General features: G+C 67.7%; 31 protein-coding genes. 19 read left to right on the forward strand and 12 right to left on the reverse strand.

Annotated elements, in window-relative coordinates:
• Positions 1–248 precede the first annotated feature (248 nt).
• From BMY35_RS29890 to rtcA, 7 genes are read left to right on the forward strand one after another with little or no spacing between them, the layout of a single operon-like run.
• Positions 249–677: a hypothetical protein gene (locus BMY35_RS29890; protein WP_143080775.1), complete on the forward strand. Its 429-nt coding sequence runs from the start codon at positions 249–251 to the stop codon at positions 675–677.
• A complete protein-coding gene (locus BMY35_RS29895; protein WP_093206626.1) occupies positions 674–1,909 on the forward strand; it encodes an RtcB family protein in 1,236 nt (411 codons plus the stop codon). Before BMY35_RS29890 ends, BMY35_RS29895 begins: the two co-directional genes overlap by 4 nt.
• Before the next feature lie 36 nt (positions 1,910–1,945).
• The gene (locus tag BMY35_RS29900) at positions 1,946–2,485 is read left to right on the forward strand and encodes a hypothetical protein (RefSeq protein ID WP_093206627.1); all 540 of its coding nucleotides are present in this window, start codon (positions 1,946–1,948) and stop codon (positions 2,483–2,485) included.
• A gap of 5 nt (positions 2,486–2,490) precedes the next feature.
• Positions 2,491–3,141: a zinc-ribbon domain containing protein gene (locus BMY35_RS29905; protein WP_093206716.1), complete on the forward strand. Its 651-nt coding sequence runs from the start codon at positions 2,491–2,493 to the stop codon at positions 3,139–3,141.
• Positions 3,142–3,143: 2 nt separating this feature from the next.
• Positions 3,144–4,103: a ribonuclease Z gene (locus BMY35_RS29910; RefSeq protein WP_177213746.1), complete on the forward strand. Its 960-nt coding sequence runs from the start codon at positions 3,144–3,146 to the stop codon at positions 4,101–4,103.
• 27 nt (positions 4,104–4,130) lie between these two features.
• Positions 4,131–4,985, forward strand: a complete 855-nt coding sequence (locus BMY35_RS29915; protein ID WP_177213742.1) for a nucleotidyltransferase domain-containing protein — start codon at positions 4,131–4,133, stop codon at positions 4,983–4,985.
• A complete protein-coding gene (rtcA, locus tag BMY35_RS29920) occupies positions 4,978–6,015 on the forward strand; it encodes an RNA 3'-terminal phosphate cyclase (RefSeq protein ID WP_093206629.1) in 1,038 nt (345 codons plus the stop codon). Before BMY35_RS29915 ends, rtcA begins: the two co-directional genes overlap by 8 nt.
• A 6-nt stretch (positions 6,016–6,021) precedes the next feature.
• Here the strand turns inward: rtcA and BMY35_RS29925 are convergent, their stop codons facing one another.
• Complete coding sequence (locus BMY35_RS29925) at positions 6,022–6,471, reverse strand: MarR family winged helix-turn-helix transcriptional regulator (protein ID WP_093206630.1); 450 nt, start codon at positions 6,469–6,471, stop codon at positions 6,022–6,024.
• Positions 6,472–6,544: 73 nt separating this feature from the next.
• Between BMY35_RS29925 and BMY35_RS29930 the strand changes: the two genes are divergently transcribed.
• The 7 genes from BMY35_RS29930 (at position 6,545) to BMY35_RS29960 (ending at position 14,090) form a co-directional block, all read left to right on the forward strand.
• Entirely contained in the window at positions 6,545–7,540 is a 996-nt protein-coding gene (locus tag BMY35_RS29930; RefSeq protein ID WP_093206631.1) for a Bug family tripartite tricarboxylate transporter substrate binding protein, read from the forward strand.
• A 7-nt stretch (positions 7,541–7,547) separates the two neighbouring features.
• The gene (locus tag BMY35_RS29935; RefSeq protein ID WP_093206632.1) at positions 7,548–8,519 is read left to right on the forward strand and encodes an amidohydrolase family protein; all 972 of its coding nucleotides are present in this window, start codon (positions 7,548–7,550) and stop codon (positions 8,517–8,519) included.
• A 1-nt stretch (position 8,520) separates the two neighbouring features.
• Entirely contained in the window at positions 8,521–9,738 is a 1,218-nt protein-coding gene (locus tag BMY35_RS29940; protein WP_093206633.1) for a 3-hydroxybenzoate 6-monooxygenase, read from the forward strand.
• Positions 9,735–11,132 (forward strand): MFS transporter, encoded by a 1,398-nt coding sequence (locus BMY35_RS29945; RefSeq protein WP_256230020.1) that lies wholly within the window; start codon positions 9,735–9,737, stop codon positions 11,130–11,132. Before BMY35_RS29940 ends, BMY35_RS29945 begins: the two co-directional genes overlap by 4 nt.
• Positions 11,129–11,548 (forward strand): DoxX family protein, encoded by a 420-nt coding sequence (locus tag BMY35_RS29950; RefSeq protein ID WP_093206635.1) that lies wholly within the window; start codon positions 11,129–11,131, stop codon positions 11,546–11,548. The genes BMY35_RS29945 and BMY35_RS29950 overlap by 4 nt, the downstream gene beginning before the upstream one ends.
• A 96-nt stretch (positions 11,549–11,644) precedes the next feature.
• The gene (locus tag BMY35_RS29955) at positions 11,645–13,003 is read left to right on the forward strand and encodes an MFS transporter (RefSeq protein ID WP_093206636.1); all 1,359 of its coding nucleotides are present in this window, start codon (positions 11,645–11,647) and stop codon (positions 13,001–13,003) included.
• A gap of 22 nt (positions 13,004–13,025) precedes the next feature.
• Complete coding sequence (locus tag BMY35_RS29960; protein WP_093206637.1) at positions 13,026–14,090, forward strand: maleylacetate reductase; 1,065 nt, start codon at positions 13,026–13,028, stop codon at positions 14,088–14,090.
• A gap of 9 nt (positions 14,091–14,099) precedes the next feature.
• Here the strand turns inward: BMY35_RS29960 and BMY35_RS29965 are convergent, their stop codons facing one another.
• The 3 genes from BMY35_RS29965 to BMY35_RS29975 form a co-directional block, all read right to left on the reverse strand.
• Positions 14,100–14,480, reverse strand: a complete 381-nt coding sequence (locus BMY35_RS29965; protein ID WP_093206638.1) for an alpha/beta hydrolase — start codon at positions 14,478–14,480, stop codon at positions 14,100–14,102.
• A 239-nt stretch (positions 14,481–14,719) separates the two neighbouring features.
• Positions 14,720–15,109, reverse strand: a complete 390-nt coding sequence (locus BMY35_RS29970; protein ID WP_093206639.1) for a helicase SNF2 — start codon at positions 15,107–15,109, stop codon at positions 14,720–14,722.
• A gap of 114 nt (positions 15,110–15,223) precedes the next feature.
• Positions 15,224–16,906: an adenylate/guanylate cyclase domain-containing protein gene (locus tag BMY35_RS29975; protein WP_093206640.1), complete on the reverse strand. Its 1,683-nt coding sequence runs from the start codon at positions 16,904–16,906 to the stop codon at positions 15,224–15,226.
• Between the two features lie 67 nt (positions 16,907–16,973).
• On the opposite strand from BMY35_RS29975, the gene BMY35_RS29980 reads away from it, so the two are divergent.
• Positions 16,974–17,693: a Crp/Fnr family transcriptional regulator gene (locus BMY35_RS29980; protein ID WP_093206641.1), complete on the forward strand. Its 720-nt coding sequence runs from the start codon at positions 16,974–16,976 to the stop codon at positions 17,691–17,693.
• Between the two features lie 12 nt (positions 17,694–17,705).
• On the opposite strand, the gene BMY35_RS29985 is transcribed toward BMY35_RS29980, so the two are convergent.
• On the reverse strand, positions 17,706–18,179 hold the full coding sequence (locus tag BMY35_RS29985) for a DoxX family protein (protein WP_093206642.1): 474 nt from the start codon (positions 18,177–18,179) through the stop codon (positions 17,706–17,708).
• A 129-nt stretch (positions 18,180–18,308) separates the two neighbouring features.
• Positions 18,309–19,238 (reverse strand): LysR family transcriptional regulator, encoded by a 930-nt coding sequence (locus BMY35_RS29990; protein ID WP_093206643.1) that lies wholly within the window; start codon positions 19,236–19,238, stop codon positions 18,309–18,311.
• Positions 19,239–19,416: 178 nt separating this feature from the next.
• Between BMY35_RS29990 and BMY35_RS29995 the strand changes: the two genes are divergently transcribed.
• The 3 genes from BMY35_RS29995 to BMY35_RS30005 all read left to right on the forward strand — a co-directional run bounded on the left by BMY35_RS29995 (position 19,417) and on the right by BMY35_RS30005 (position 21,752).
• Positions 19,417–20,256, forward strand: coding sequence for an intradiol ring-cleavage dioxygenase (locus tag BMY35_RS29995; RefSeq protein ID WP_093206644.1), 840 nt, complete (start codon positions 19,417–19,419; stop codon positions 20,254–20,256).
• 31 nt (positions 20,257–20,287) lie between these two features.
• Positions 20,288–20,893, forward strand: a complete 606-nt coding sequence (locus BMY35_RS30000) for a nuclear transport factor 2 family protein (RefSeq protein WP_093206645.1) — start codon at positions 20,288–20,290, stop codon at positions 20,891–20,893.
• Positions 20,894–20,993: 100 nt separating this feature from the next.
• Complete coding sequence (locus tag BMY35_RS30005; RefSeq protein ID WP_093206646.1) at positions 20,994–21,752, forward strand: sulfite exporter TauE/SafE family protein; 759 nt, start codon at positions 20,994–20,996, stop codon at positions 21,750–21,752.
• Positions 21,753–21,869: 117 nt separating this feature from the next.
• Here the strand turns inward: BMY35_RS30005 and BMY35_RS30010 are convergent, their stop codons facing one another.
• From BMY35_RS30010 to BMY35_RS30030, 5 genes are all read right to left on the reverse strand, one after another.
• On the reverse strand, positions 21,870–22,229 hold the full coding sequence (locus BMY35_RS30010) for a DUF1428 domain-containing protein (RefSeq protein ID WP_093206647.1): 360 nt from the start codon (positions 22,227–22,229) through the stop codon (positions 21,870–21,872).
• A gap of 70 nt (positions 22,230–22,299) precedes the next feature.
• Complete coding sequence (locus BMY35_RS30015) at positions 22,300–23,766, reverse strand: DHA2 family efflux MFS transporter permease subunit (protein ID WP_093206648.1); 1,467 nt, start codon at positions 23,764–23,766, stop codon at positions 22,300–22,302.
• A gap of 36 nt (positions 23,767–23,802) precedes the next feature.
• Entirely contained in the window at positions 23,803–24,222 is a 420-nt protein-coding gene (locus tag BMY35_RS30020) for a VOC family protein (RefSeq protein WP_093206649.1), read from the reverse strand.
• Positions 24,223–24,256: 34 nt separating this feature from the next.
• Entirely contained in the window at positions 24,257–24,784 is a 528-nt protein-coding gene (locus BMY35_RS30025) for an SRPBCC family protein (protein ID WP_093206650.1), read from the reverse strand.
• A gap of 47 nt (positions 24,785–24,831) precedes the next feature.
• Entirely contained in the window at positions 24,832–25,269 is a 438-nt protein-coding gene (locus tag BMY35_RS30030) for a VOC family protein (protein WP_093206651.1), read from the reverse strand.
• 131 nt (positions 25,270–25,400) lie between these two features.
• Between BMY35_RS30030 and BMY35_RS30035 the strand changes: the two genes are divergently transcribed.
• Complete coding sequence (locus BMY35_RS30035; RefSeq protein ID WP_093206652.1) at positions 25,401–26,054, forward strand: TetR/AcrR family transcriptional regulator; 654 nt, start codon at positions 25,401–25,403, stop codon at positions 26,052–26,054.
• A 15-nt stretch (positions 26,055–26,069) separates the two neighbouring features.
• Here the strand turns inward: BMY35_RS30035 and BMY35_RS30040 are convergent, their stop codons facing one another.
• Positions 26,070–26,561, reverse strand: coding sequence for a MarR family winged helix-turn-helix transcriptional regulator (locus BMY35_RS30040; RefSeq protein WP_093206653.1), 492 nt, complete (start codon positions 26,559–26,561; stop codon positions 26,070–26,072).
• Positions 26,562–26,599: the final 38 nt, after the last annotated feature.

The following is a 26,599-nucleotide window of genomic DNA, read 5'->3' on the forward strand; positions in this document are numbered from 1 at the left end:
GGAGCGCCACTGCCAAAAATGTTGATATTGCCGGCAGCCTGGGTAAAACCAGGTACGGCGGGCAAGTCGGTCGACGAGCAAGGTTGAGGATGCAGGTGCTGGCTCCGATGACGGGTCTGTCACTGGCGCGCGTTTCCAATCGTCGACTGGGCCATCGGACTCAAGAACCATGGTCGCCGTATTGATGCGGGTTCGAATCCCGCCGTGTCCACCAGGCTATCGAAGCGTCGGAGAAAAAGAAAATGATCGTGAGCGAAGAACAGTACGGCCAGTTGAACGCCATGTTCAAGAGCTTTGCGCCCCTGTATGCGGAAAGGTGGGGCAAGTTGCTGGCCGGCAAGGCCGCCGGCTGGCAAAAGATCCAGCCTTGGCGTGCATGGCCAGTAGATGTCTTTGACAGCATGCCGGATGGCATCGCCTGGCCGGCGATGGTGGAGATGGCCGCGCGCGATGCGGCCGGTCAAAAGGTGAAGAAAGGTGTGCTTCTGGCGTGTGGCCACAGCTCGTCATGCGTGGAAGACGTGCCGTTGTCGGCACTCATCGAGCGGCTGTGCGGAACGAAGTCCGAAACGCGCCTGCTCGAGGGATTTGTATCGCTGGTTCCCGGCGAACTGGCTCTGGCGACCAATCACGAAGGTGGTTGCTGGCTGATGAAGAAAACGAAGAAAGAAAAATGATGAACATCGAAAAGACTCACTACAACCTGCACGCAGTCGAAAACGGCGTGCCCGTGAAGATGTGGACCCGCGGCGTGCCCGTGGAAGACGAGGCGCAGAAGCAGCTCGAGAACGCGGCGCGCCTGCCCATCGTCTTCAAGCACATCGCGGCCATGCCCGACGTGCACTACGGCATCGGCGCGACGGTGGGCTCGGTGATCCCGACCTTCAAGGCCATCATCCCGGCCGCGGTTGGCGTGGATATCGGTTGCGGAATGATGGCGTGCAAGACCACGCTGCACGCCAACGACCTGCCCGACAACCTGGCGCCGCTGCGCTCCGCGATCGAGAAGGCCGTGCCGCACGGATCCAACCCCAAGCGCATGGGCCGAGACAAGGGCTCGTGGGAGACGCCTCCCAACGAAACCGACGTGGCCTGGGCAGGATTGGTGGACGAGTTCGACGCGATCTGCGAAGACTATCCGCGCCTGAAGAACACCAACAACCACAAGCACCTGGGAACGCTGGGTACGGGCAACCACTTCATCGAGGTGTGCCTGGACGAGGCAGGTTCCGTGTGGTTCATGCTGCACTCGGGTTCGCGCGGCGTGGGCAACGCCATCGGCACGCACTTCATCGAACTCGCGAAGAAGGACGCCGAGCAGCACCAGCGCAACCTGCCCGACCAGGACCTGGCGTACTTCGAAGAGGGCGCCAAGTACTTCGGCGACTACGTGCGCGCGGTGGGCTGGGCCCAGAAGTTCGCGCGAGCGAACCGCGAAGTGATGATGCAGCGCGTGGTCGCGGCCGCGCGCAAGGTCATCACCAAGCCCTTCGAGGCGCACGTGGAAGCGGTGAACTGCCACCACAACTACGTGAGCCGCGAGACGCACTTCGGCGAAGACGTGCTCGTGACCCGCAAGGGCGCGGTGAGCGCGAAGGCCGGCGAGCTGGGGATCATCCCGGGAAGCATGGGCGCCAAGAGCTACATCGTGCGCGGAAAGGGCAACCCCGAGAGCTTCATGAGCTGCAGCCACGGCGCCGGTCGAAAGATGAGCCGTACCAAGGCGAAGAAGCTCTACACCGTGGCCGACCAGATCGCCGCGACGGAAGGCGTGGAATGCCGAAAGGACGCCGACGTGATCGACGAGATCCCGATGGCCTACAAGGACATCGACGCGGTGATGGATGCGCAGAAGGACCTGGTGGAGGTGGTTTACACGCTGAAGCAGGTTGTTTGCGTGAAGGGATAGCCGGCCGTCCATCGAGGCCGGCACAGGAGGGCCAAGATGAGAATCGACCAAAGGTGCATTCGCCAAACTGAAGCTGAACTGAGGCGCCGGGAGCTGGCCTTGCAAGAGGCCTTCACGCAACGCGGACGTTCCGAATCGGCGTGGTCTGCCTGGAAGGTTGCAGCCGACCGCCTTCGCAGCTATGAGAGCCCTGTGTTCGAGTTGTGGAGCGATGAGGCGCGGGAAGGGATTCTTCAAGGCAAGGGAGCATGGCGCGAATCGGCCATTCTCTACGTCGACCTGGGGCCGCGATTCTTCCGGTCCGGCTATCTGCGCGATCGACTGTGCCACCTGCTGAAGCAGAGCGATCTATCCAAGCAGGAACGCAGCGGTGTACTGAAGAGTCTGCTGACGTCGTTGGTACGCAGGCCTTCTACAGGACGGTTTTGTCACGATTGCCGGCTTGCTGGTCGGTGGGCGGACGACGAGTTCACCACTCGCGTCCGCGAGATCTCGACCCACAAGGATCGTTGGACAGGTGGGCGCGCACGACGGATGTTGCACGCCATCGAGCAAGACAAGAGAAAGCGAGGATGAGAGCCATGAAGAGCAACAAGCAACGCCGCGCCGAAATCAAGGCGCGTCGCCTCGAACGCGCTGCCGCATCGGCTGAACGTCTGCGTGAGAAGGATGTCCGCCTGCCGCGGCCCGATCTCGCGTTTGCGCTCGGCCACGAGCCTGCGGATCGGTTCGTCCTCGAGCAATACAACAACAGCTACGGCATGCAGCCGGACTTCTATGTAGATCGCCCCTTCAGCTGCCGTGATTGCGGATCCGAGGAAGTATGGACGGCCAAGCAGCAGAAGTGGTGGCACGAGGTTGTGCACGGCCATATCGATAGCCGCGCCGTGCGATGCCTGGCATGCCGCCGCGCGCGTCGCGAGTTCCTGCGGAACGCGGTTCCGGGCGCGAACCTCCTGCGAGAGCAGACGGATCGTCTTCGTGCGCTGGGTGATGCGAAACCGACCACGCAGGCTGTTGCCGAAGTCGATGCTGCGCTTCAAGGCAAGTGGTGGAGCCTGCGTGTCGTGGCGATCCAGACGATGGCGCGTTGGGGTGGCGAATCGAACCTCGCGAAGCTTCACGAACTGATGGCGGCTCGTCCCGAGGGCGGTCGCCGATACTTTGCCTGGGAGCGCGTTGCTGCAGATGCGGCGAGGAGCGCGCTGATGAACAGGGAGCGATGGCCTTGACGATGATGAAACTGACTTTCCTGGGTACCTCCTCCGGCACCCCCACGCGCTACCGCAACGTCTCCGGCCTTGCCGTGCAGACGGTGCTCGGCGCAGACTGGTTCCTGATCGACTGCGGCGAAGGCACGCAGCACCGTGTGCTGCAGACGCCGCTGTCGCTGAACGACCTGGCCGCCGTCTGCATCACGCACGTGCACGGCGACCACTGCTACGGCCTGCCTGGCCTGCTCGCGAGCGCGGGCATGGGCAAGCGGACGAAGCCGCTGAAGCTGATCGCGCCGCTGCCGGTATGGCAGTGGTTCGAGGCCACGCGTGCGTTGACCGACCTGCATCTGCCTTACGAAGTCGAGCATGTGGATCTCGAAGAGCAGCCGCTGGTGTATGAAGCACCCGGCGTGCGCATCGAACGTCATGCGTTGCTGCATCGTGTGCCCAGCCACGCCTACCGTGTGCAGGTCGAGACGCGTCGCGTGCGGCTGAAGGCGGATGCGCTGCGTGCAGTCGGCCTTCCGCCCGGCCCTGCATGGCGCGCGTTGCAGAGCGGTGAAGACGTGCCCTTCAATGGCGAGGTGCTGCGCAGTGCCGACTTCGCGGAGACGCAGGTCGACACGGCCAGCGTGGTTGTCGGCGGCGACAACGCCGAGCCTGCACTGCTGCGCGATGCCTGCAAGGACGTGCAGCTGCTGGTGCACGAAGCCACCTTCACGCAGGACGCGCTCGACAAGGTGGGGCCAGGTCCGATGCACAGCTCCGCGCGCTTGCTGGCCGAGTTCGCGCAATCCGTCGAAGTGCCGAACCTGATCCTTACGCATTTCAGCGCGCGCCACCAGAACGAGGAAGGCATGACGGCGCTGATGGCAGAGACGCAGGCGCACTACCGCGGCAATGCGTTCCTGGCCAACGACCTGGACGTGTACGAGCTCGACAGTGCCGGCAAGGTGAGCGTCACCCCGGCTCGATGAGAACAAAGAAGAGAAAGAAGAAGAGAGATGAGTATCGAAGAAGAATTCCTGCGCTCCGCCCACCCGATCGAGCCCGCCATGCGCGCGCAGATCATGGAGGCCCTGCGCGACATCGAACAAAAGCACGACGTGACCGTGCTCTTCGCCTGCGAATCCGGCAGCCGAGGCTGGGGCTTCGCCTCGCCCGACAGCGACTACGACGTGCGCTTCATCTACGTCAACCGCCTGCCGTGGTACCTCACGGTGACGCCACGCCGCGACGTGATCGAGGTGCCGATCAGCGGCGACCTCGACATCAACGGCTGGGACCTGCGCAAGGCCCTGGGCCTGATGCGCGAGTCGAACCCGACGCTGCTCGAATGGCTGCGCTCGCCGGTCGTTTACCGCGACGACGCGACCGCGATGCCGCGCTTTCGGGAGCTGTCGGAGGCGGTGTTCTCCAACGCGCGCGGCTGGCATCACTACAGCTCGATGGCGAAGAAGAACTTCCGCGAGCACCTGCAGGCCGACGAGGTGCGCTACAAGAAGTACCTCTACGTACTGCGCCCGCTGCTGGCCGCACGCTGGATCCGCTCGCAGCCCGGTGTGCCGCCGATGCGTTTCGCCGACCTGGCGCAGCGCACGCTCGACCCGGTGCGCGACGCCGCGCTGATCGACGAGATCAACGCTCTGCTCGAAGTGAAGATGCGCGCTGGCGAGGCTGCGACCAGCCCGCGCTGGAACGGCATCCATGCATTCATCGAATCGGAGCTGGCGGCCAACGCCGCGGAGCCGGTGACGCCGCTGCCGCAGTCCGAGCAGGCAGGCCTCGATGCCTTCCTGCACGAGACCGTGCTGCGCTTCGAGAAGCAGAAGAATGACGAGGAGGCCGCGCATGGTTGAACTCGACGGCTCCCAAGGCGAGGGCGGCGGCCAGATCCTGCGCACCAGCCTCGCGCTGTCGATGGTCACGGGCCAGCCCATGGCCATCGAGAAGATCCGCGCGGGCCGAGCCAAGCCGGGCCTGATGCGCCAGCACCTCGCGTGCGTGAACGCGGCCGCTGCCATCAGCGGCGCGGAAGTCGATGGCGCCGAGCTCGGGTCGCAGTCTCTGCGTTTCGTGCCCGGCCCGGTGCGTGCTGGCGAATACCGCTTCGCGATTTCCGGGGCGGGCAGCTGCATGCTGGTGCTGCAGACCGTGCTGCCGCCTCTGCTGCTGGCCGGTGCGCAGAGCCGCGTGCACCTGAGCGGCGGCACGCACAACCCGATGGCACCGCCTTTCCATTTCCTGGAGCGCGCCTTCGCCCCGCTGGTGCGCCGTCTGGGTGCGGACCTGCAGCTGACGCTGCGTCGCTGCGGCTTCTATCCGGCCGGCGGTGGCGAGGTCGAGGCGGTCATCGAGCCGGCAGCCGGCGCGCTGCAGGGCTTCGATCTGATGGCGCGCGGAGCGCACCAGTCGAACTACGCCGAGTGCCTGGCGCCGGGCCTGCCGCGCCACGTGCCGACGCGCGAGCTCGACACGCTGGGCGGCGCGATGGGCTGGTCCGGCGAGCAGCTGCGCTTCGGCTCGGTGCGCCAGAACGAAGGTCCGGGCAACGCGCTGCTGGCGACGCTGGCCTACGAGCACGTCACCGAAGTGTTCACGGTCTTCGGCGAGAAGTCGCTGAGCGCCGAGCAGGTGGCGCATGGGCTGGTGAAGGAACTGCGCGCGTTCCAGAAGAGCGAGGCGGCCGTCGGGCCGCATCTCGCCGACCAGCTGGCGCTGCTGCTGGCGCTCGCGGCGTGGCAGGGTAAGAAGGAATGCGCCTTCACCTGCAGCGAGGTGACCGAGCACACGCGCACCAACTGCGTGGTCATCGAGCGCTTCCTGCCTGTGCGCTTCGCGATCGTCGAAAGCCGCCAGGCTTCGACGGTACGGGTCTCGCCGATCTAATCCAGGTCAGGCCAGCGGCGTCGCGTTCGCGTACAGGCGCAGCAGCATCGCGCGCAGCGTCTTCACCTCCGCGGCGCTGAAATCCGAGGTCGCAACGGCCTCGTAGTGCTGCGCGAGCGGAATCAGCTCCAGCGTCAGGGCGAGCCCGCGCTCGGTGAGCGCGATGCGCACCGCGCGCTTGTCGGTGTCGCATTTCTCGCGCGCCACCAGTTCATGTGAAGCCAGCCGGTCGACGATGCGCGACAGCGCCGAGAGATCGGTGGATGCGTGCGCGGCCAGCTCCGACAGCGTCTGCTGCGGCGTGTGCTGCAGCGACGCGCAGACGCGCCATTCGCTGAGGCTCAGTCCATAGGGTTTCAACGCCTTCGCGAAGGCATTGCCCATGCGTGCGCCGGCGCGCGCCAGGAGGAAGGGGATCGCCTTCTCGAGATCGTGGTCTTGGGGGAGGGTTTTCATCTAGACATGCTTGAACAATCAAGTATATAGTCCGCCGCAATTACTTGAATAATCAAGTAAAAAGGAGACGAGGATGAACCTGAACATTTCCCGGAGAGCTGCCCTTGCATGGGCTCTTGCGTCCTTTCTTCCCTGTGCGGCGACGCTGGCGCAAGCGCAGGGCACGGCGGCCAGGTGGCCGCAGCAGGCGGTGCGCTTCGTGGTGCCGTTTCCGGCGGGGTCTGCGCCCGACGTGCTGATCCGCCACGTAGGCGCCAAGCTCGGCGAGAAGTGGGGACAGGGCGTGATCGTCGACAACAAGCCCGGCGGCAGCGGCGTGATCGGCATGAACGCGATCCTCGCGGCGCCGATCGACGGCTACACCTTCGGCTTCGTGCAGGGCTCCGCGATCTCGGTGGCGCCCAGCACCATCAAGGGCGTGACCTACGACTTCAACCGCGACTTCGTGCCGGTCACGCTCGCGGCCGTCGCGCCCTTCATGCTCGCGGTGCCGGCCAACTCGCCCTACAAGACGCTCGCAGACTTCATCGCCGCCGCGCGCGCCAAGCCGCAGGGCATCGAGGTGGCCGACAACGGACGGGGCACGGCGCCGCACCTGGCGTCGGCATTGCTGGGGCTTCAATCAGGAGCGCAGTTCCTCGAGGTGCACTACCCCGGCGGCGCGCAAGCCATGCAGGCCACGCTGGGCGGCCAGACGCAGATGATGGTCGAGACCTACAACGTGGTCGCCGGCAACGTGCAGGGCGGCCGCATGCGCGTGCTGGCCAGCATGGGCGATCGCGTCGAAGCGGGGCTGGAGCAGTTCCCGCTCGCGAGCAGGACGGTGCCGGGCGCGGTGGCGCACGGCTGGTTCGCCGTGATCGCGAAGAAGGGCGTCGATCCGACGGTGCTCGCGAAGCTCAACAGGGACATGAACGAGGCGCTTCTCTTGCCCGACGTGGTCGCCAAGTCGCGCGAGCTCGGCACCTACCCGCGCCCCGGCACCCCCGAACAACTGGCGAGCTACATCGCCGAAGACCGCAAGACCTGGCAGGCCGTGCTGGACAAGCTCAACATCAAACCGGAGTGATTTCCCCATGAAGAACAAGATTGCGCTCGAAGAGCATTTCGCGATCGACCTGACGATTGCCGATTCGCAGGTGTACGCCCGCCCCGAGATGTGGCAGGGCCTGAAGAACAACCTGCTCGACTTCGAGCAGCAGCGCATCGAGCAGATGGACGAGTGGGGCACCGAGCTGTCGATCCTCTCGCTCAATTCGCCGGCTGTGCAGGGCATTCCCGACGCGAAGCGCGCCGTCGAGGTCGCGCGGCGCGCGAACGACGTGCTGGCCGAGCAAATCAGGCGCCATCCCACGCGCTTCGGCGGATTCGCCGCGTTGCCGATGCAGGACCCCGAGGCGGCCGCGCGCGAACTGGAGCGTTGCGTGACGCAGCTCGGCTTCCACGGTTTCCTCGTCAACGGCTTCTCGCAGGTGGGCGACGAGAACACCGTCGTCTACTACGACGATCCGCGCTTTGCCGACTTCTGGTCGACCGCGGCTGCGTTGAAGAAGCCCTTCTACATGCACCCGCGCGACCCGCTCCTGAACCGCGAGCCGATCTACGAAGGCGCGCACTGGCTCACCGGCCCGACCTGGGCCTTCGCGGTGGAAACGGGCATCCATGCGCTGCGACTGCTGTCGAGCGGCCTGTTCGACCGCCACCCCGAGCTGCAGATGATCCTCGGCCACTTCGGCGAAGGCATTCCGTTCAACATCTGGCGCGTGGATCACATCCTGCGAAAGGGCCGTCGCGGCATGCCCTGCGACAGGGAGATCGGCGACTACCTGCGCAGCAACGTGCACATCACGACCAGCGGCAACTTCCGCACGCCCACGCTGCTGTCGACCATGCTCGAGGTGGGGGCGGACCGCATCATGTACTCGGTCGACTACCCGTTCGAGAAGCACGAGGACGCGGCGCGCTGGTTCGACAGGTGCGAGATCAGCGAGAACGACCGCCGCAAGATCGGCCGCGACAACGCGGTCAAGCTCTTCGGGTTGAAGTGACATGAGCACGCGGCACAAAGACACGCGCCCCGTGCTCGTGGCCGGCGGCGGCATCGGCGGCCTCGCGGCGGCGCTGGCGCTGGTGCGCGAGGGCTACCACGTGAAGGTGATCGAGCAGGCGGCCCACATCGGCGAGATCGGCGCGGGCATCCAGCTCAGCCCGAACGCCTTCGCGGCCTGCGATGCGCTGGGCGTGGGGGAGAACCTGCGCGCCAAGGCGGTCTACACCGAGGAGATGGTGATGTTCGACGCACTCGACGCGAAGCGGGTGGCCTCCATCTCTCTGTCGGACGGGTTCCGCAATCGCTTCGGCAACCCCTATGCGGTGATCCACCGTGCCGACATCCACGGCGCGTTGCTCGAGGGCGTGAAGGCGACGACCGAGGGCATCGAGTTCCTCACCTCGACCAAGGTCGTGCACATCGAGCAGGACGAGGGCGGCGTGACGCTCATCGACGCGCAGGGCAACCGCCACGAAGGCCAGGCCGTGATCGGCTGCGACGGCGTGCGCTCGGCGGTGCGCCAGCAGTACGTGGACGACAGCATTCGCGTATCGGGCCACGTGGTGTTCCGCGCGGTGATCGACACGGCCGATTTCCCCGAGGCGCTGCGCTTCACCGCGCCGTGCATCTGGGTCGGGCCCAACTGCCACCTGGTGCACTACCCGCTGAAGGGCGGCGACAAGTTCAACATCGCCGTCACCTTCCACAGCGACCAGCCCGAGGAGTGGGGCTCGATGGACGGCGATCCGGCCGAGGTACAGCGCTATTTCCGCCCGACCTGCGAGCAGGTGCAGCAGCTGCTGCGCATTCCCAAGGCCTGGAAGCGCTACTCCACGGCCGACCGCAACCCCATCGAGCAATGGACCTTCGGCCGCGCCACGCTGCTGGGCGACGCCGCGCACCCGATGGTGCAGTACCTGGCGCAGGGCGCCTGCATGGCCTGCGAGGACGCGGTGACGCTGGGCCTCGCCCTGCGCCGCGAGGCGGGCGACTGGCCGCGCGCGCTCGCGCTGTACGAGCGCTCCCGTGTGGCGCGCACCGCGCGGGTGGTGCTGTCGGCGCGCGAGATGGGCCGCATCTACCACGCCAAGGGAGTGGAGCGGCTGGTACGCAACAGCATGTGGAAGGGCCGTCCGCAGGAACGCTTCTACGACGCGCTCGAATGGCTGTACGGATGGACGGCCGCCAACTGCCTCGACGACGAGGCTGTCGCGTGAAGCTCCTGCCGAACTCCCCGGACACCGGTGGCGCAGCCGCTGCCACCGCCATCGACATCCCGGCGCTGATCGACAGCCACCCCGTCGGTACCTTCCAGAAATGGATATTGCTGCTGGTGGGCTGCGCAGTCGTCATGGACGGCTTCGACGTGCAGGCCATGGGCTTCGTCGCTCCCGCCATCGTGCAGGCCTGGGGCATAGAGAAGGCTGCGCTGGGCCCCGTGTTCGGCGCGGGCCTGCTCGGCATGCTGGTCGGCTCGCTGGCGCTGAGCGTCTGCGCCGACCGCATCGGGCGCCGCCCGGTGCTGCTCGGCGCCACGGTGTTCTTCGCCCTGTGCATGCTGGCCACCGTCTTCGTCCGCACGCTCGACCAGTTGCTGGCGATGCGCTTCATCACCGGCATCGGGCTGGGCGGCATCATGGCCAACGCCAGCGCGCTGGCCAGCGAGTACAGCCCCCAGCGCCGCCGCGTCACGCTGATGATGTGGGTATCGTGCGGCTTCACGGGCGGCGCGGTGCTGGGCGGGCTGATCTCGGCGGTGCTCATCCCCTGGGGCGGCTGGCGGGCGGTGTTCGTCTTCGGCGGCGTGGTGCCGTTGCTGATCGCGGCGCTCATGTGGCGCTACATGCCCGAGTCGATGCAGTTCCTGGTGCTGCGGGGCCGCAAGCTCGACCGGGTGCAGCAGTGGCTGGGCCGCATCGCGCCCGGCGTGCGCGCCGGCCCCGGAACCCGCTACGTGGTGCACGAGGCGAAGCAGGACGGCGCACCGGTGGTCGAGCTGTTCCGCGCGGGTCGCGCACCGGCCACGCTGCTGCTGTGGGGCATCAACTTCATGAACCTGCTCAACCTGTTCTTCCTGGCGAACTGGCTGCCCACCATCGCGGCCGGAGCGGGCTACAGCGCGGGCACGGCGGTGCTGGTGGGCACGCTGCTGCAGGTGGGCGGCGTGGTCGGCACGGTGGCGATGGGGCCGCTGATCGACCGCGTGGGCTTCTACCGCGTGCTGGTGCCGGTCTTCGGCGTGGCGGCGATTGCCATTGCCGTCATCGGCCAGCCGGCGTTGCCGCTGATGCTGCTGCTCGCGGTGGTCTCGGTCAGCGGCTTCTGCGTGGTCGGTGCGCAGCCCGCGCTCATCGCGCTGGCCTCGGGCGTCTACCCGACGACGGTGCGCGCCACCGGCATGGGCTGGAGCCTGGGCATCGGCCGCGCGGGCTCCATCGTGGGGCCGGTGCTGGCGGGCTGGCTCATCGGGCTGCACTGGACGAACAGCGCGCTTTTCATCGCGGCGGCCGTGCCGGCGCTGCTGTCGTGCGCCATGGTGCTGTGCATGGGGCGACTGAAATTCACGGGCGCCGCCGCGCGCCCGGCAACATCTTCCGGAGAAAACGAATGACGACGACAACCAACGACGACACCGGGCGCGGCCTGGTCCTGGCCGCGCGAGTGCTGATGGCGGCGATCTTCCTGGTGGCGGGCGTGCGCAAGCTCCTGACCTACGGCGCAACGCTCGGCTACTTCGGCAAGCTCGGCATTCCGCTGGCCGACGTGGTGCTGCCGCTGACCATCGCGCTCGAAGTCGGCGGCGGGCTGCTGCTGATCGCCGGCTGGCGCGTGCAATGGGTGGCCGGCGCGCTGGCCCTGTTCACGCTGGCCACGGGCTTCATCGCGCACGCCTTCTGGGCGGCCGACGCGGCGCAGTTCAACGGGCAGCTCAACAACTTCCTGAAGAACGTGGCGATGGTGGGCGGTTTTCTCGTGCTGATCGCCCATGCCTCTGCGGCCGGGCGCAAGGCAGGCCCCGCAGGCTGAGCGGAAAACTCCTTTCCGTTCCTGTCGTTGAACCGGTCCCGGGCCGGCGAGACACTCGCGCCCATCGCAAACCAGCGATGGAGACAAAAGAAGCCCATGACCGACACAGGTTCAATCGCCACGCGCCGCATCGTCGACGTGCAGTGGCTCATCAACGCCCGCCCGCTGTCGCCCTACCAGTGGGGCATCGTGGCGATGTGCTTCCTGATCGTGCTGCTCGACGGCCTCGACACCGCCGCCATGGGCTTCATCGCGCCGGCGCTCGTACGCGACTGGGGCGTGCCCAGTGCCTCGCTGGGCCCGGTGATGAGCGCCGCGCTGGCCGGGATGATCTTCGGTGCGCTGGGCTCGGGGCCGCTGGCCGACCGCTTCGGGCGCAAGGCGGTGCTGTGCATGTCGGTGGCGGTGTTCGGAGGTTTTTCACTGTGGTCGGCCTTCGCGACCGGCATCGACCAGCTCGTGGTGCTGCGCTTCCTGACCGGGATCGGGCTGGGGGCGGGCATGCCGAACGCGACCACGCTGCTGTCGGAGTACACGCCCGAGAAGGTCAAGTCGCTGCTGGTGACGACGATGTTCTGCGGCTTCAACCTGGGCATGGCCGGCGGCGGCTTTCTCTCGGCCGCGATCATTCCGCACTGGGGATGGCACAGCCTGCTGCTGATCGGCGGCATCGTGCCGGTGCTGCTGTTGCCCGTGCTGCTGTTCTGGCTGCCGGAGTCGGCGCGCTTCATGGTGGTTCGGGGGCAGCCCGTCGAGCGCATCCGCAAGGTGCTGCAGCCGGTTGCTCGCGAATCGCTGGCGGGCGTCGAGCAGTTCACCATTCCGGGCCAGCAGGCCCGAGGCAAGGGGCCGCGCGGCCCGGTGCTTGCACGCATGTTCGCCGGTGGCCTGGGCCCGGGCACGCTGCTGCTGTGGGGCACCAATTTCATGGGGCTCATCATCATCTACCTGCTCACGAGCTGGCTGCCGACGCTGATGCGCGAGAGCGGCGCATCGATGACGCAGTCGGCCGTGGTGGGAGCGCTGTTCCAGTTCGGCGGCGTGCTGAGCGCGGTGGGCGTGGGCTGGGCCATGGACCGCGGCAACCCGCACAAGGTGATCGGCATCTGCTACCTGCTGGCTGGGGTGCTCGCCGTGGCGGTGGGCCACAGCATGGGCAGCGGGCTGGTGCTCGTGCTGCTGGTGCTGTTCGCGGGCATGTGCATCAACGGCGCGCAGTCGGCGATGCCATCGCTGGCGGCGCGCTACTACCCGACCCATGTGCGGGCGACGGGCGTATCGTGGATGCTCGGCATCGGGCGCTTCGGCGCGGTGCTGGGCGCCTGGCTCGGGGCGGCGCTGCTGGGCCTTGGCTGGAACTTCGAGCAGGTGCTGACGGTGCTGATCGTGCCCGCGGTGCTGGCGATGACCGGCGTTTTCATCAAGGGCCGTATCAGCCATACAGATGCTGCATGAACATTCGAGAGACAGGAAAGCCATGACCACACCATCGTTCGTCTACAACAGCGTGCCCCAGCGGGTGGTTTTCGGCGCCGGTTCGCTGCAGCACCTGGCACGCGAGATCGATGCGCTCGGCGCGCGCCGGGCACTGGTGCTGTCCACGCCCGAGCAGCGCCCGCAGGCCGAGCGCGTGGCCGACATGCTGGGGGCGCACGCGGCCGGCGTGTTCGACCGGGCCGTGATGCACGTGCCGATCGAGACCGCGCGCGAGGCGAGGGAAGTGGCCACGCGCCTGGGCGCCGACTGCGCCGTGGCCATCGGCGGCGGCTCCACCACCGGGCTGGGCAAGGCCATCGCACTGGATTCGGGCCTGCCGATCCTCGCCATTCCGACCACCTACGCGGGCTCCGAGATGACGCCGATCTACGGCATCACCGAAGCCGGCATGAAGAAGACGGGCAAGGACTTCAAGGTGCTTCCGCGCACCGTGATCTACGACCCCGAGCTCTCGCTGGGCCTGCCCGTGGGCATGAGCGTGACCAGCGGCATCAACGCCATCGCGCATGCGGCCGAGGGGCTCTATGCGGCCGACTCGAACCCGATCATGGACCTGATGGCGCAGGAAGGCATCGCCGCGCTGGGCCGCGCGCTCCCTGCGATCCGCGCCACGCCCAAGGACCCCGATGCGCGCGGCGACGCGCTCTATGGGGCCTGGCTGTGCGGCACTGTGCTGGGCAACGTCGGCATGGCTCTGCACCACAAGCTGTGCCACACGCTGGGCGGCAGCTTCAACCTGCCGCATGCCGAGACGCACACCATCGTGCTGCCGCATGCGCTGGCCTACAACGCCGCGGCGGCGCCGCGGGCCATGGAGCGCATCGTGAAGGCACTGGAGGGAAGCGGCAGCGCCGCGCAGGCGGTGTACGACCTGGCGCGCGACAACGGTGCGCCGGTCGCCTTGCGCGACATCGGCATGAAGGAAACCGACCTGGACCTGGCGTGCGAGCACGCGCTCAAGAACCAGTACCCCAACCCGCGCCCGCTGGAGCGCGCGGCGATCCGCGCATTGCTGCAGAACGCCTGGGAAGGCGTGCGGCCCTGAGCTCGGGCGTCAGGGGCGTGCCGTGCTCGGCAGGCCGGCCTGCTGCGTGAACGAGACGCTGGGCTTCTTGTAGGCGGCAGGCACTTCGTCGCGATAGAAGGCGCGGCGGTCCAGGCTTTGCAGCGGGTTGTTCGCGGCGGCCACGGCTTGCTCGCGAACGGCGTTGCGATCGAGCGTGGACTTGAAGGCCACGGCGCCTTCGGCGGCGGTGTCCGAATACGTGTTGCCTTCGCGCGTGGCAGCCACGGCTTCGGCGTTCACGTCGGCGCGGCTGGCCGACGAGGTGATGGCATGCACGCCGTCATAGGCTTCGGCATGCGCGGCGACGGCGCCCAGCAGGGCGAGGGCCGCGGCGAAAGCGGAAGAGGCGATGCGTTGCTTGGTGTTCATTGCGGGAGTCCCTTTGGTTCACTGCGTGGGCGGCGGTCATTCGTCGTTGCCACGGCATGCAGTGTCGAACCGCGGCGCGATGGGCGCTGTGCGTTTGCGCACCGCTTCGCGCAATCGGGTATCAGGCAACAGGGCAAGCCGCCGTCGATGTACACGCACAAGAAAAAACCGGCCCTGCTTTCGCAAGGGCCGGCTTCGGTGCGTGCGCTCGCCGAAGCGAGGCGGATGGCGGGTGCCGATTACAGCGGCAGCGCGTCGCCACGTGCGGCAGCGCGGGCCGCTGCACGCACAGCGGCGCGGTCGACCGTGCTGGCCACCATCGGGGCCACGCCCGACGAAGCGCCTTCTGCGTAGGGGTTGTCGGCATGCGCGGCGGCAACGGCTTCGGCCCGGACCGTGGCGCGGGTGGTCGACGAGGCGATCACCGCGGCGGGGCCGGCGTCTGCGCCGTCGGCGTAGGGGTTGTCGGCGCGAGCGGCTGCCACCGCTTCGGCCCGCACGTCGGCGCGGCTGGCGGCGGAGGTGATCGGATGCACGCCTTCATAGGTTTCGGCGTGTACCGCGCCCGCTGCGCCCAGCATGGCGAATGCGATGGCGGAGAGAGCGGCGATGCGTTGCTTGGTGTTCATGATGCGAGTCCCTTTGCTGACTGGTGTGGGCGGCGGACATTCGTCGTTGCCACGGGATGCAGTGTGAAACCGCATCGTGGTTCGCGATGTGCGTTTGCGCACCGCTTTCGGCAACTACAGCGGGACGGTGTCGCGCGATGCGTAGAGCACCGCGAGAGGTTCGGAGCGGCCACGCACGACGAGCATCTCGGCCGTGCCCATGGCCTGTGCCACGCCTGCCTGCTCGGCTGCGAACAGCGACACGACGAGGCGCGACGACGCGGTCTTCGAATGGTCCTGCAGCCGGCTCGCAGTGTTGACCACTTCGCCGATGGCGGTGAAGGTGGTGGTCTCGAGATAGCCCACTTCGCCCACCGCCGCGCGGCCCGCGTGCAGGCCCATGCCGAACTCCAGCCGCTGGCCGAACTGCGCCTCGAAGCCTTCGCTCCATGCGTCCATGCGCTGGCCGATCAGCTCGGTCGCGCGCAGCGCCTGCCTGCAGGCGGTGGGCAGGTCGCACTCGAGGCCGAAGATCGCCATCACGCTGTCGCCGATGAACTGGTTGGGCACGCCGCCGCTCTCGCGCACGGCCGCGCCCACGGTGGCGAAGTAGCGGTCGAGCACGTAGGCCAGGTCGAAGGGCCATTGCCGCTCCGACAGGCCCGACCAGCGCCGCAGGTCGACGAACAGGATCGCCACGTCGCGCTCGTGCCCGAATCGGCCGACCGGCGCGGGCCGGCCCTCGTTGGGCAGCGGCGCGAACAGCGGCGTGACTTCGATGTCGCCGCGCGGGCGCAGCTGGCAGGCCAGCCGCACGTCGGCCGGCGCGCGCACCCGTTCGAGCGTGCGCCGCTCGTCGCGGCCCGCCTCGCCGATGTGTTCGGCGGGGCCGGCCACGCGCACGCGGCAGGTGGAGCAGCGCGCCCGGCCGCCGCAGATCGACACATGGTCGATGCCGTGCGAGCGGCTCGCCTCCAGCACGCTCCAGCCGCGCGGCACCTGCACGGTGCGCTCGGGGTAGCTCAGCGCGACCATCGGCTGCCGCGACCAGCGCGCGAAGCTGTTGCGGCCCCAGCGCGCCGCCAGCAGCGCGGCCAGCGACAGCCCGTAGAGCCACTTGATGACGTCTTCCGCCGTGCCGAGCGCCTGGGCCTGCTCGGGCGTCGGCAGCACGACGGGCGGCACGCCGCTCCACTGGAACTCCCGCCCCATCGAGACGAAGCCCATCGCCGCCGCCAGCGGCAGCACCACCGCGACGGCAAGCAGCAGGTGGGAGAAGCGCCGCCACGCCGGCTGCGCCCGCAGCGCGAAGTGCAGGCCCAGGCAGCCATGGGTCCAGGCCGCCAGCATCATCAGCAGCTGCGCGGCCGCGCCCTGCCATTCCCACAGCCCCCAGACCACGCGCACGTAGGAGCCCTCGATGCCGTAGGCCAGGTAGGCGCCGCGCATGGCGGCGAGGTGCTTGATCAGCAGCAGCGGCAGCACGAAGCCCAGCGCCACGCGCAGGCCCTCCAGCGGCGGCATGCGCAGGGTGCGCCGCTCCCACAGGGCCACCACGGCCAGGGCCAGGTGCGTGGCGGCGGCGCCGTACAGCAGCACCGTGCCGGCGAGGCTGTGCCAGAACGCCTGCACGCCGCGCAGCACTGTTTCGGCCGCGGCAAAGGAATAGATGCCGAGGGAGTGGTTGAGCAGGTGCGCCGTGACGTAGGCCATCAGCACCAGGCCGCTCGCCCAGCGGAGATTGCGCCGGGTCGGCGGTCTCAGCGAAAAGGGGGCGGCAGTAGCGGCGGAGGCGGCTTGAGGGGAACGTCTGGCCATGAACGGGTTCGAAGCGGCACCCGAGCATAATCCGCGCGCCTATTCCCGTTGACCACCGACCTCCGGCATGGCCAAACCCGAACCTACCCTCCGCTCCAGCCTCGCACTGCGCCAGATCGCGCTGCTCGAAGGCCTTTCAGACCAGCGCCTCGACCTGCTGGCCCAGCAATGCCTCTGGCACAGCGTGGAAGCCGGCAAGCCCCTGCTGCTGCGCGCCGAGCAGCAGGGCGAGGTGTTCCTGCTGGTCTCGGGCCGGGTGCGGGTGACGACCTATTCGGCCAACGGCCGGCAGGTGACCTTCCGCGATTCCGAGGCCGGCGAGCACTTCGGCGACATCGCCGCCATCGACGGCGGCCCGCGTTCGGCCGATGTCGTCACCCTCGAGCCCAGCGTGGTGGCCAGCCTCGACCGCGCCGCCTTCATGGCCCTGCTGCGCGACGAGCCGCTGGTGGCCGGCCGGGTGATGCTGCGGCTGGCGACGCTGGTGCGGCAGCTGTCGGAGCGGGTGATCGACCTGAGCACCCTGGGCGTGCAGAACCGGCTGCATGCCGAGCTGCTGCGCCTGGCTCGCGCCGCCGGCGTCGAGGGCAACCAGGCCCGGCTGGACCCGGCGCCAAAGCATGCGGCGCTGGCCAGCCAGATCAGCACCAACCGCGAGCAGGTGACCCGCGAGCTCAACGTGCTGGCGCGCAGCGGCGTGCTGCGCAAGGACGACAAGGCTCTTCTGGTCGCCGACGTGGCCCGCCTGGAGGCTATGGTCTCGCAGGTGCGCGGCGACGCCGGCTGAGCCCCGGGTCGATCAGTTCCAGCGGCCCTTGGTGCCGCCGATGGAGAAGCGGCCGGCGCCCAGCAGCACCACGGTCAGCGCGCCGAACAGGTACAGGCCCTGCAGTTCCAGCGCCCAGCCGCCCTGTTTCGTCATCGCGAACAGGTCGGCCATGTGCACCAGGCCGAAGGCCACCAGCATGTTGATGACGACCACGCCCGCGGCAGCGCGGGTGTAGATGCCGGCGATCATCAGCAGCGGGGCGACGATCTCGCCCACGTACACCAGGTAGGCGATGCCGCCCGGCAGCCCGGACTTGGCCAGCATGCCGGCGATGAAGCCCACGCCGGCCGACAGCTTGAAGATGCCGTGCAGCAGCACCAGGAAGCCGATCGTCACGCGGATCAGCAGCTTGCCGGAGTCGTCCAGCGTGGCGGGGGAGAGGGCGGACAGCGGCGACGCGATCGGCGCACGCGGGGTGTTGGCGGCGGTGGCCTGGGTGTTCATGGCAGATCCTTGCTGGAAAACGATGGGTCCGCCGCGGAATGCGACGGTTGCGGTTCCAGTGTGCGGGGCTGCGGAAATGCGGAATGTGCGTTTACGCACATGTTTTGGCGAAAAGGCCCCGGGGCCGGGTCAGTGGGGGCCGAAGTGGGCCGTCCACTTGCGCTCGTAGTCCATCTTGCGGAAATGCGCCGCCATGAAGTCGATGAAGCTGCGCACCTTGGCCGACAGGTGCTTTCGGCTCGGGTAGGCCAGGTTGATGGTCAGGTGCGGCAGGTCCCAGTCGTCCAGCGTGGGCACCAGCCGGCCGGCCACGATGTCGTCGTAGACGATGTAGGTCGGCTGCACCAGGATGCCCATGCCGTCGAGCGCGGCGGCGCGCAGCACCTGCCCGTCGTTCGACTCGAGCAGGCCCGTGACCGACACCGTGTGCGTTTCCTTCCCCCGCCTGAAGCGCAGCTCGTTCGGGTTGTTGGCGTGGGTGTAGATCAGCAGCTTGTGCTGCTTCAGCTCGTCCAGCGTCTTCGGGAAGCCGTGCTGCGCGAAGTAGCGCGGCGAGGCCGCCAGGATGCGCCGCGTTTCGCCGAGGCGGCGGATCGTCACGTTCGAGTCGGGCTCGTACTCGCGCGTGCGGATCGCCACGTCGATGTTGTTGTCGATCAGGTCGAAGTAGCGGTTGGCCGTCTCCACGTGCACCGTCACGCCAGGGTAGCGCTGGGTGTACTCGCGCAGCAGCGGCGCGATGTGGTGGATCGAGAACGACAGCGAGGCCGTGATGCGCAGCGTGCCCGTGGGATTGAACGCGGTGGCGTTCACCGCCGATTCGGCGTCCGACAGGTCGGCCAGGATGGTGCGGGCCCGGCCGCAGAACTCGCGGCCGGTGTCGGTGAGGTACAGGCGGCGCGTGTTGCGCTCGACCAGCCGGGCGCCCAGCCGTTCTTCCAGCGCGCTCAGGTGGCGGCTCGCGGCGGCGTTGGAAAGGCCCAGCGCCTCGGCGGCACGGCTCAGGCTGCCGGCATCGGCGATCTGCACGAGCAGGGCGATTTCGGTCCAGCGGTCCATGGGGTGGTGTCTCCGGGATTGTTTTTCAGGGGCGGATGATTTTGGCGCAGGCCGCGCCCGACCGTTCCGCTGGGCGGAAAAATGATTTGCGCCCCGATGCTTTCGTGCCAACCGCACGCGGCCTACAGTGCGCCCTATTCCCGGAGACCCCGGAGACAACACCACGGAGACAGCCACGATGCGCAACCTCAACCAGGACAACATCACGCAGGCCGTGCTCGCGCGCTTCGCCGACACGCCCGATCCGCGCCTGCGCGAGATCCTGACCAGCCTGGTGCAGCACCTGCACGCCTTCGCGCGCGAGGTGAAGCTCACCGAGGACGAGTGGTTCCAGGGCATCCAGTACCTCACGGCCACCGGCCAGAAGTGCGACGACAAGCGGCAGGAGTTCATCCTGCTGTCGGACGTGCTGGGGCTTTCGATGCTCACCATCGCGATGAACAACGACAAGCCGGCCGGCTGCACCGAGGCCACCGTGTTCGGCCCCTTCTATTTCGATGGCGCGCCAGAGTACGAGCACGGCGACGACGTGGCCAACGGCGCCGAGGGCGAGCCCTGCGACGTGTACGCCACGGTGCGCGGGCTCGACGGAGAGCCGGTGGCCAATGCCGTGGTCGACGTGTGGCAGGCCGACGCGGGCGGGCACTACGACGTGCAGCACGCCGGGCTCGACCACGCGGAGAACCGGGGCACGCTGCGCACCGGGCCTGACGGCTCGCTGCACTTCCGCAGCGTGGTGGCGGTGGCGTATCCGATTCCGGTCGACGGGCCCGTGGGCGACCTGCTGCGCGCGACGAAGCGCCATCCGTGGCGGCCCGCGCACCTGCATTTCAAGATCGAGGCGCCGGGCTACGAGCGGCTCATCACGCATGTGTTCCGTGAAGGCGACGAGTACCTGGATTCGGACGCCGTGTTCGCGGTGCGCCAGTCGCTGGTCGCGCCGTGGAAGAAGCAGGACAACGGCCGCTGGCGCCTCGATTTCGATTTCGTGCTGAACCCGCTGACGCAGCCCGCCTGATCCAGCAAGACCAACCAAGGAAACAACGCAAATGAACGAAACCCTGCAGCAGGAACTGCTGATCCGCCGGATGATCGAGCGCTGGGCCGTGTGGCGCGATGCCGGCGACTGGGAGCGCTTCGCCACCGTGTGGCATCCCGAGGGCGTGATGATGGCCACCTGGTTCCAGGGGCCGTACACCGAGTTCATCCGTGTCACGAAGGAAGGCTGGGCCAAAGGCGTGAGCATCCTGCACTTCCTCGGCGGCTCGGCCATCGAGGTGGCCGGCGAGCGCGCCATCGCGCAGACCAAGATGACCATTTCGCAGCGCGGCATGGTCGAGGGCGTACTGTGCGACGTGGTGTGCACCGGCCGCTTCTACGACTTCGTGGAAAAGCACGAAGGCGAATGGAAGCTGCTGCACCGCCAGCCGATCTACGAAAAGGACCGCATCGACCCGGTGGACCCGGCCGCCACGGTGAAGCTGGACGCGGACGTGCTGGCCGGCCTGCCCGAAGGCTATCGCCACCTGACCTACATCCAGCAGCGCATCGGCTACACGGTGAAGCTCGACATGCCGATGCTCAAGGGGCCGGCAGTGGAGGAGCTGTACCGGCGCGGTGCCCGCTGGCTCGCCGGCGGCGCTCTCGAGCGCTGACGAGGCGGCCACGGGAAGCTCGCCAGCAGGGAACGCCCCATCCTGCTACGCTCGCCGAGCCTGCCTCCACGGCAGGCTTTTTTCTGCGCTCTTCCCTCCCATGGCTTTTCCCCTGATCACCGACCCGCATTTCTACGCGGTCGCCATTCCCGCCGTGCTGCTGCTCGGCATCAGCAAGAGCGGTTTCGGCGCGGGCTTCGGCTCGCTCGCCGTGCCGATGATGGCGCTGGCCGTCACCGTGCCGCAGGCGGCCGCCATCCTCATGCCGCTGCTGTTGCTGATGGACGTGCTTGGCCTCGCGGCGTTCCGGCGCGACTTCGATCGCTCGCTGCTGAAGTTCCTGATTCCGTTCGGGCTGCTGGGCACGGTGATCGGCACGCTGCTGTTTCGCATGCTCTCGGCGCACACGGTGGCGGGCATCGTCGGCGTGTTCACGCTGCTCTTCCTCGCGCAGCGGCTGCTGTTTCCGCCCAAGCCAAATGATCCGCTGCCCTCGCGCGGCATCGGCGCGGTGCTGACGACGGTGTCGGGCTTCACCAGCTTCATCGCGCACGCGGGCGGGCCGCCCATCAACGCCTACGTCATTCCGCTGCGGCTGTCGCCGGTGATCTTCACGGCGACGATGGCCTACTTCTTCTTCGTGGTGAATCTCAGCAAGTGGATTCCCTACGCGTGGCTCGGCCTGCTCGACTTCCGCACCCTGGCCACCTCGCTGGTGCTGATGCCGCTTGCACCACTGGGCGTGTGGGTCGGCATCCGCATCGCCAGGCGCATCGATGCGACGTGGTTCTATCGCTTCGTTTATCTGGGCATGTTCCTGACCGGGCTCAAGCTCGTCTATGACGGCTTCCTGGCCTGAGGCCGGCGAAGCGAGGCCTTTTCGCGGAACACCGCGGAACCGGCTTTGCCGGGCCGCAGGTGTTGCCCCCGGTAGGGGGGCGAAGCGACACGAAGTGCGCGAAGCCTGGGGGCGAGCTTAAAACTCGACGATGCTCTTGAAGCCGCCGAAGATCATCCGCTTCGCATCGAAGGGCATGGTCTTCGGGTCCATCGCGGTGATGCGCGGGTCGGCCATCACCTTCGCGTTGACCGTGTCGCGGTGCTTGCGCGACTTGTAGACGATCCACGAGAAGGCCACGGTCTCGTCGGACTTCAGCTTCACGCTCTGGGGAAAGGACGTGAGCTTGCCGGGCTTCACGTCGTCGGCGATGCACTCCACGTATTCGATCGCGCCGTATTCCATCCAGACCTTGCCGGCCTTGCGCGCCAGCTTGCGGTAGGCCTCGACGTTGGCGGTGGGAATGGCGACGATGAAGCCGTCTACATAACGAGCCATGGTTGTTCTCCTGAATAGTCTGTGGAACCGTTGAAGAAAGAAGACCGGTGGTTGCATGGCGTGGTGTCGCTCATTGCGATGCCGCCGTTCCGTGGGGTGCCGCTGCTTCCTCGTTGTTCTGCATCTGCCCCGGCATGGCGGAGCGAAGCAGCAAGGCACCGAGCAGACCCGCCGCCGCCGCGAACACGGCGCCGACGAGAAACGCGAGGTTGTAGCCGCCGGTGAGCGCCAGCGGCATCTGCGCGCCGGCCGCTTCCATCGACGCACTGCGCGCGGCCGCCGCGCTGGCCAGCACGGCCAGGCCCAGCGCTCCGCCCATCATGAAAGAGGTGTTGACCACGCCCGAGGCCAGGCCCGAATCGGACGGGCTCACCTCGCTCATCGCGGCGAGCAGCACCGGGTTGAACGCCATGCCCGCGCCCAGGCCGAGCAGCATCATTCCGGGCAGCACGTCGACCACGAAGCTGCCGTTGACCGGCGCGCGCGCGAACAGCGCAAGCCCGATGGCCGCGAGCCAGAGCCCGGCCGCCAGCGGCTTGCGGATGCCGAAGCGCATCACGATCTTCGCGGACAGGCCCAGCGAGAACACGGCCATGATGATGTTGGCGGGCAGGAAGGCCAGCCCGATCTGCATCGGCGTGTAGTTCAGCACCAGCTGCATGTAGAGCGCCGAGATGAAGAACCACGCGAACATGGCCGCGGCCCACAGCACGCCGACCACGTTGGCGACCGACACGCTGCGCAGCTTGAAGAGGCCCAGCGGCATCAGCGGATGCTGCACGCGCGACTCGATGGCGATGAAGATCGCGAGCAGCACCACGGCAGCGCCGAGCAGGCCGAGCGTCTGCGTGGAGCCCCAGCCGGCCTCGTTGCCGTTGACCACGCCGTACACGGCGAGCATCAGCGACAGCGTGACGGTGATGGCGCCGGCCACGTCGAGCTTCTCTCCGTGCGCATGTCCGCGCGCGCTGGGCAGCAGCGCCACGCACAGCGCATACACCGCGATGCCGATCGGCAGGTTCACCAGGAAGATCCAGTGCCAGCTCAGCGTGCTCGTGAGCAGGCCGCCCAGCAATACGCCGATGCTGCCGCCGCCGGCGCACACGAAGCCGTACACGCCCATCGCCTTGGCGCGGTCGGCCGGTTCGGTGAAGAGGTTCATGATGAGCGAGAGCGACACGGCGGAAACCACCGCGCCGCCCAGGCCCTGCACCGCGCGCGCGGCCACCAGCAGGCCCTGCGAGGTCGAGACCCCGCAGGCCAGTGATGCCAGCGTGAACAGCACCAGGCCCGCGAGGAACACGCGGCGGTGGCCGTACAGGTCGCCGAGCCGGCCTCCGAGCAGCAGGAAGCCGCCGAAGGTCAGCATGTAGGCGTTCACCACCCAGACCAGCGAGGTCTCGGTGAAGCCAAGGTCGGTACGGATCGAGGGCAGCGCCACGTTCACGATGGTGGTGTCGAGCACGATCATCAGGACGCCGAGGCACAGCACCATCAATGCGAGCCAGCGCTTGCGGCTGTCGAGTTGGTTGGTCATGGGAAGCGAAATTCCTTTGGAACGATGAAGGTCGGCTCAGACCAGCGGCTTGCCGCCGTTGATGAGCCACGGAGTGCCGAAGCGGTCGGTGACCATGCCGAAGCCTTCGACCCAGAAGGTCTTCTCGAAGGGCATTCCGACATGGCCGCCTTCGGTGAAGGCGTCGAAGATGCGCCGGGCCTCGGCCACGGTCTCGAGGGTCAGCGCGACGCCGAAGCCCTTCATGCCTTCGTACGGCTGGCCGGGCATGGAGTCGGAGGCCATCAGCATGCCGCCACCGTAGGCGAGCGAGGCATGCATGATGCGCTTCTTCGCCTCGGGCGGGAACTGCTCGGTGTCGGGCGCTTCGCCGACAGTCATCATCATCTGCATGGTGCCGCCGAGCGTCTTCTCGTAGAAGCGCATGGCCTCTGCCGCGTTGCCGTCGAAGGTGAGATAGGCGTGGATCTGAGACATGTGTATTCCTTGGATGACTGGTTGTGTTCGCTGACTACTTTTCGGTAGCCGCCTTGAGATTGGCCAGGCCTGTTTCGAAGTCCTTGCCGATCATCTGGTCCATGTTGAAGAAGATGCCCATGAGCTTTGCCACGTAGGGGCTCGGGCCGTACATGGCCCAGGTGACCTGCGTTGCGCCGCCCTGGGGCTGCAGCGTGAATTCGGCCGTGTTGTGGCCCTCGAAGGGCTTGATGAAGTCGAGCTTGATCGCGACCTTCGACGAAGGCGCCGACTCCACGATCTCCATGCGGCCCGCGCCCGCCTTGTCGTTGCCCTCCCAGGCATAGGTCGCGCCCTTGCCGCTCGCGCTGCCGCCGAAGCTGCGCTTCATGGCGGGATCGAGCTTCTCGTAGGGCGACCAGGTGCCCCAGCGGTGGAAGTCGTCGATCAGCGGAAAGATCTTCTCGGCCGGGGCCTCGATGCGTGCGGTGCGTTCGACGCGGAAGGTGTCGGGCCGGGTGGCGGCGTAGATCAGCAGCGCGGCGATCGCGAGCACGACGACGAGGGCGATTTTCTTGAGCATGGCGGGAGCTTTCTCTGGAGATCGGGGTGCGGGGGAAAGGGCGACGGTCAGGTCGGCTGCGCGACTACCAGCAGCCAGCCCACGCCGAAGCGGTCGGTCAGCATGCCGAAGTTGGAGGTGAAGAAGGTCGGGATCAGCGGCTGCATGACCTGGCCGCCTTCGGCCAGCGCGTTGAACCACTTGACGACCTCGGTGTCGGTATTGGCGGTGAGCGCGAGCATCACGCCCTTGAACTCGGCCTTGCCCGAGCAGCCGCCGTCGGAGGCCATCAACTCGGTTTCGCCGATGCGGAACACGGCGTGCATCACCTTGTCCGGCTGCGGCATGCCGCCTGCGCAACCGGCCTCGGCGTTTTCCGACGGGGCGCCCGCGGGCGCTTCCTCGTAGCGCATGAGCTGGGTGACTTCGGCGCCGAGCGCCTTCTTGTAGAAGCCGAGCGCTTCGTCGCAGCGGCCTTCGAACGAGAGGTAAGACTGGACTTTCATGACGATTCCTTTGGACTGAAGAGGTGACTCGGAGGCCCCCGGTGCAACGGGCCGCAAACAATCGGATTACTTTGTGTACACCGTCCACAAAGAATAGCAGAGATAATGGACAGTGTCCACATGGAGATGCAATGAAGCTCAACAACGTCCCCGACAGCCTGCCGCCCGCCCGCAGCACTTATCGCCATGGCGATTTGCGCCGCGCGCTGCTGGAAGCAGGCATAGAACTGGCCCGCGACGGCGGCCCCGGCGCGGTGGTGTTGCGAGAAGCGACCCGGCGCGCCGGCGTGGTGCCCAACGCGGCGTACCGGCATTTCGGCAGCCGCCACGAGCTGCTGCTGGCGGTGCGCGAGGCGGCGCTGGCCGCCGCGGCGGTCGCGATGGAAAAGGAACTGGCGGCGCAGCCCTGCGACCAGCCTCCCGCCGACTTCGCGCGCGGGCAGGTGCGCGCCATCGGCACGGCCTACCTGCGCTTCGCCCAGGCGGAGCCCGGCCTGTTCCGCACGGCTTTCGTGATCTCCGACGAGGGCAGCGGCGAACTGGGCCCCGGCAAGGCGGGCGCGAGCGGGCTGGACTCGTTCCAGCTCCTGGGCAAGGCCATCGACCGGCTGGTGGACGCCGGCGTGCTCGACCCGGCGCGGCGCCCGAACGCCGAGTACTGCGCGTGGAGCGCGGTGCACGGCCTGGCGCTGCTCATCATCGACGGGCCGCTGCGCGAGATGCCGGCCGAGGCAACCTACAAGCTGGGCCAGCAGCTCATCGACATGGTCGAGCGGGGCCTCTGAGGCCCGCGGCCTGCGCTACAGATAGATCTTCTGCAGCAGCCGTATCAGCGTCTCGCGCTCCCGCGCGGTGAGCTTGGCGCTGGCGTCGGCTTCCAGTTGCACCACCGTCTGCTCGGCTTCGCGGATGAGCGACTCGCCCGCCGGCGTGAGGTGCAGCCCCACGGCGCGGCCGTCATGCGGATGCGGGCGACGTTCGATCAACCCCCGGCTGTCCAGCGTGGCCACCAGGCTCACGAGATTCGGCGGAAGTATTTCCAGCGCATTGCACAGCTGCCGCGAGGTGGCGCCGGGGTTGTGCGCCAGCAGCGACAGCACCGAGAAATCGATCTGCTTGAGCCCGTAGGGCGCCATGCGCTCCGCGAAGAAGGCGCTGACGATCAGCCACGCCCGGCGGGCGTTGTAGCCGACCAGGGCTTCGAGCATGCGCGCGTCGAGCCGGTCGGGCCTGCCTTGCGGCACGGCGGCCTGCTCGGCTTTCGCGGGGGCGGATTTCGGGGTGGAGGCCATGGCCCGAGCGTAACCGCGGGCGCACTGCAACGAGAGGT

The organism is Variovorax sp. YR750 (assembly GCF_900109805.1).
Lineage (GTDB): Bacteria > Pseudomonadota > Gammaproteobacteria > Burkholderiales > Burkholderiaceae_C > Variovorax > Variovorax gossypii.

Bases quoted from the DNA above. Each gene is read 5' to 3' on its own strand.
- BMY35_RS29955 (WP_093206636.1), top strand. From the start codon at position 11,645: ATGACCGACACAGGTTCAATCGCCACGCGCCGCATCGTCGACGTGCAG.
- BMY35_RS29965 (WP_093206638.1), bottom strand. From the start codon at position 14,480: ATGAACACCAAGCAACGCATCGCCTCTTCCGCTTTCGCCGCGGCCCTC.
- BMY35_RS29940 (WP_093206633.1), top strand. From the start codon at position 8,521: ATGAGCACGCGGCACAAAGACACGCGCCCCGTGCTCGTGGCCGGCGGC.
- BMY35_RS29935 (WP_093206632.1), top strand. From the start codon at position 7,548: ATGAAGAACAAGATTGCGCTCGAAGAGCATTTCGCGATCGACCTGACG.
- BMY35_RS30035 (WP_093206652.1), top strand. From the start codon at position 25,401: ATGAAGCTCAACAACGTCCCCGACAGCCTGCCGCCCGCCCGCAGCACT.
- BMY35_RS29960 (WP_093206637.1), top strand. From the start codon at position 13,026: ATGACCACACCATCGTTCGTCTACAACAGCGTGCCCCAGCGGGTGGTT.
- BMY35_RS29910 (WP_177213746.1), top strand. From the start codon at position 3,144: ATGATGAAACTGACTTTCCTGGGTACCTCCTCCGGCACCCCCACGCGC.
- BMY35_RS29985 (WP_093206642.1), bottom strand. From the start codon at position 18,179: ATGAACACCCAGGCCACCGCCGCCAACACCCCGCGTGCGCCGATCGCG.
- BMY35_RS29900 (WP_093206627.1), top strand. From the start codon at position 1,946: ATGAGAATCGACCAAAGGTGCATTCGCCAAACTGAAGCTGAACTGAGG.
- BMY35_RS30015 (WP_093206648.1), bottom strand. From the start codon at position 23,766: ATGACCAACCAACTCGACAGCCGCAAGCGCTGGCTCGCATTGATGGTG.
- BMY35_RS30010 (WP_093206647.1), bottom strand. From the start codon at position 22,229: ATGGCTCGTTATGTAGACGGCTTCATCGTCGCCATTCCCACCGCCAAC.
- BMY35_RS29905 (WP_093206716.1), top strand. From the start codon at position 2,491: ATGAAGAGCAACAAGCAACGCCGCGCCGAAATCAAGGCGCGTCGCCTC.
- BMY35_RS29925 (WP_093206630.1), bottom strand. From the start codon at position 6,471: ATGAAAACCCTCCCCCAAGACCACGATCTCGAGAAGGCGATCCCCTTC.
- BMY35_RS30030 (WP_093206651.1), bottom strand. From the start codon at position 25,269: ATGAAAGTCCAGTCTTACCTCTCGTTCGAAGGCCGCTGCGACGAAGCG.
- BMY35_RS29915 (WP_177213742.1), top strand. From the start codon at position 4,131: ATGAGTATCGAAGAAGAATTCCTGCGCTCCGCCCACCCGATCGAGCCC.
- BMY35_RS29975 (WP_093206640.1), bottom strand. From the start codon at position 16,906: ATGGCCAGACGTTCCCCTCAAGCCGCCTCCGCCGCTACTGCCGCCCCC.
- BMY35_RS29950 (WP_093206635.1), top strand. From the start codon at position 11,129: ATGACGACGACAACCAACGACGACACCGGGCGCGGCCTGGTCCTGGCC.
- BMY35_RS29930 (WP_093206631.1), top strand. From the start codon at position 6,545: ATGAACCTGAACATTTCCCGGAGAGCTGCCCTTGCATGGGCTCTTGCG.
- BMY35_RS29970 (WP_093206639.1), bottom strand. From the start codon at position 15,109: ATGAACACCAAGCAACGCATCGCCGCTCTCTCCGCCATCGCATTCGCC.
- BMY35_RS30000 (WP_093206645.1), top strand. From the start codon at position 20,288: ATGAACGAAACCCTGCAGCAGGAACTGCTGATCCGCCGGATGATCGAG.
- BMY35_RS30025 (WP_093206650.1), bottom strand. From the start codon at position 24,784: ATGCTCAAGAAAATCGCCCTCGTCGTCGTGCTCGCGATCGCCGCGCTG.
- rtcA (WP_093206629.1), top strand. From the start codon at position 4,978: ATGGTTGAACTCGACGGCTCCCAAGGCGAGGGCGGCGGCCAGATCCTG.
- BMY35_RS29995 (WP_093206644.1), top strand. From the start codon at position 19,417: ATGCGCAACCTCAACCAGGACAACATCACGCAGGCCGTGCTCGCGCGC.
- BMY35_RS29980 (WP_093206641.1), top strand. From the start codon at position 16,974: ATGGCCAAACCCGAACCTACCCTCCGCTCCAGCCTCGCACTGCGCCAG.
- BMY35_RS30005 (WP_093206646.1), top strand. From the start codon at position 20,994: ATGGCTTTTCCCCTGATCACCGACCCGCATTTCTACGCGGTCGCCATT.
- BMY35_RS30020 (WP_093206649.1), bottom strand. From the start codon at position 24,222: ATGTCTCAGATCCACGCCTATCTCACCTTCGACGGCAACGCGGCAGAG.
- BMY35_RS29895 (WP_093206626.1), top strand. From the start codon at position 674: ATGATGAACATCGAAAAGACTCACTACAACCTGCACGCAGTCGAAAAC.
- BMY35_RS30040 (WP_093206653.1), bottom strand. From the start codon at position 26,561: ATGGCCTCCACCCCGAAATCCGCCCCCGCGAAAGCCGAGCAGGCCGCC.
- BMY35_RS29990 (WP_093206643.1), bottom strand. From the start codon at position 19,238: ATGGACCGCTGGACCGAAATCGCCCTGCTCGTGCAGATCGCCGATGCC.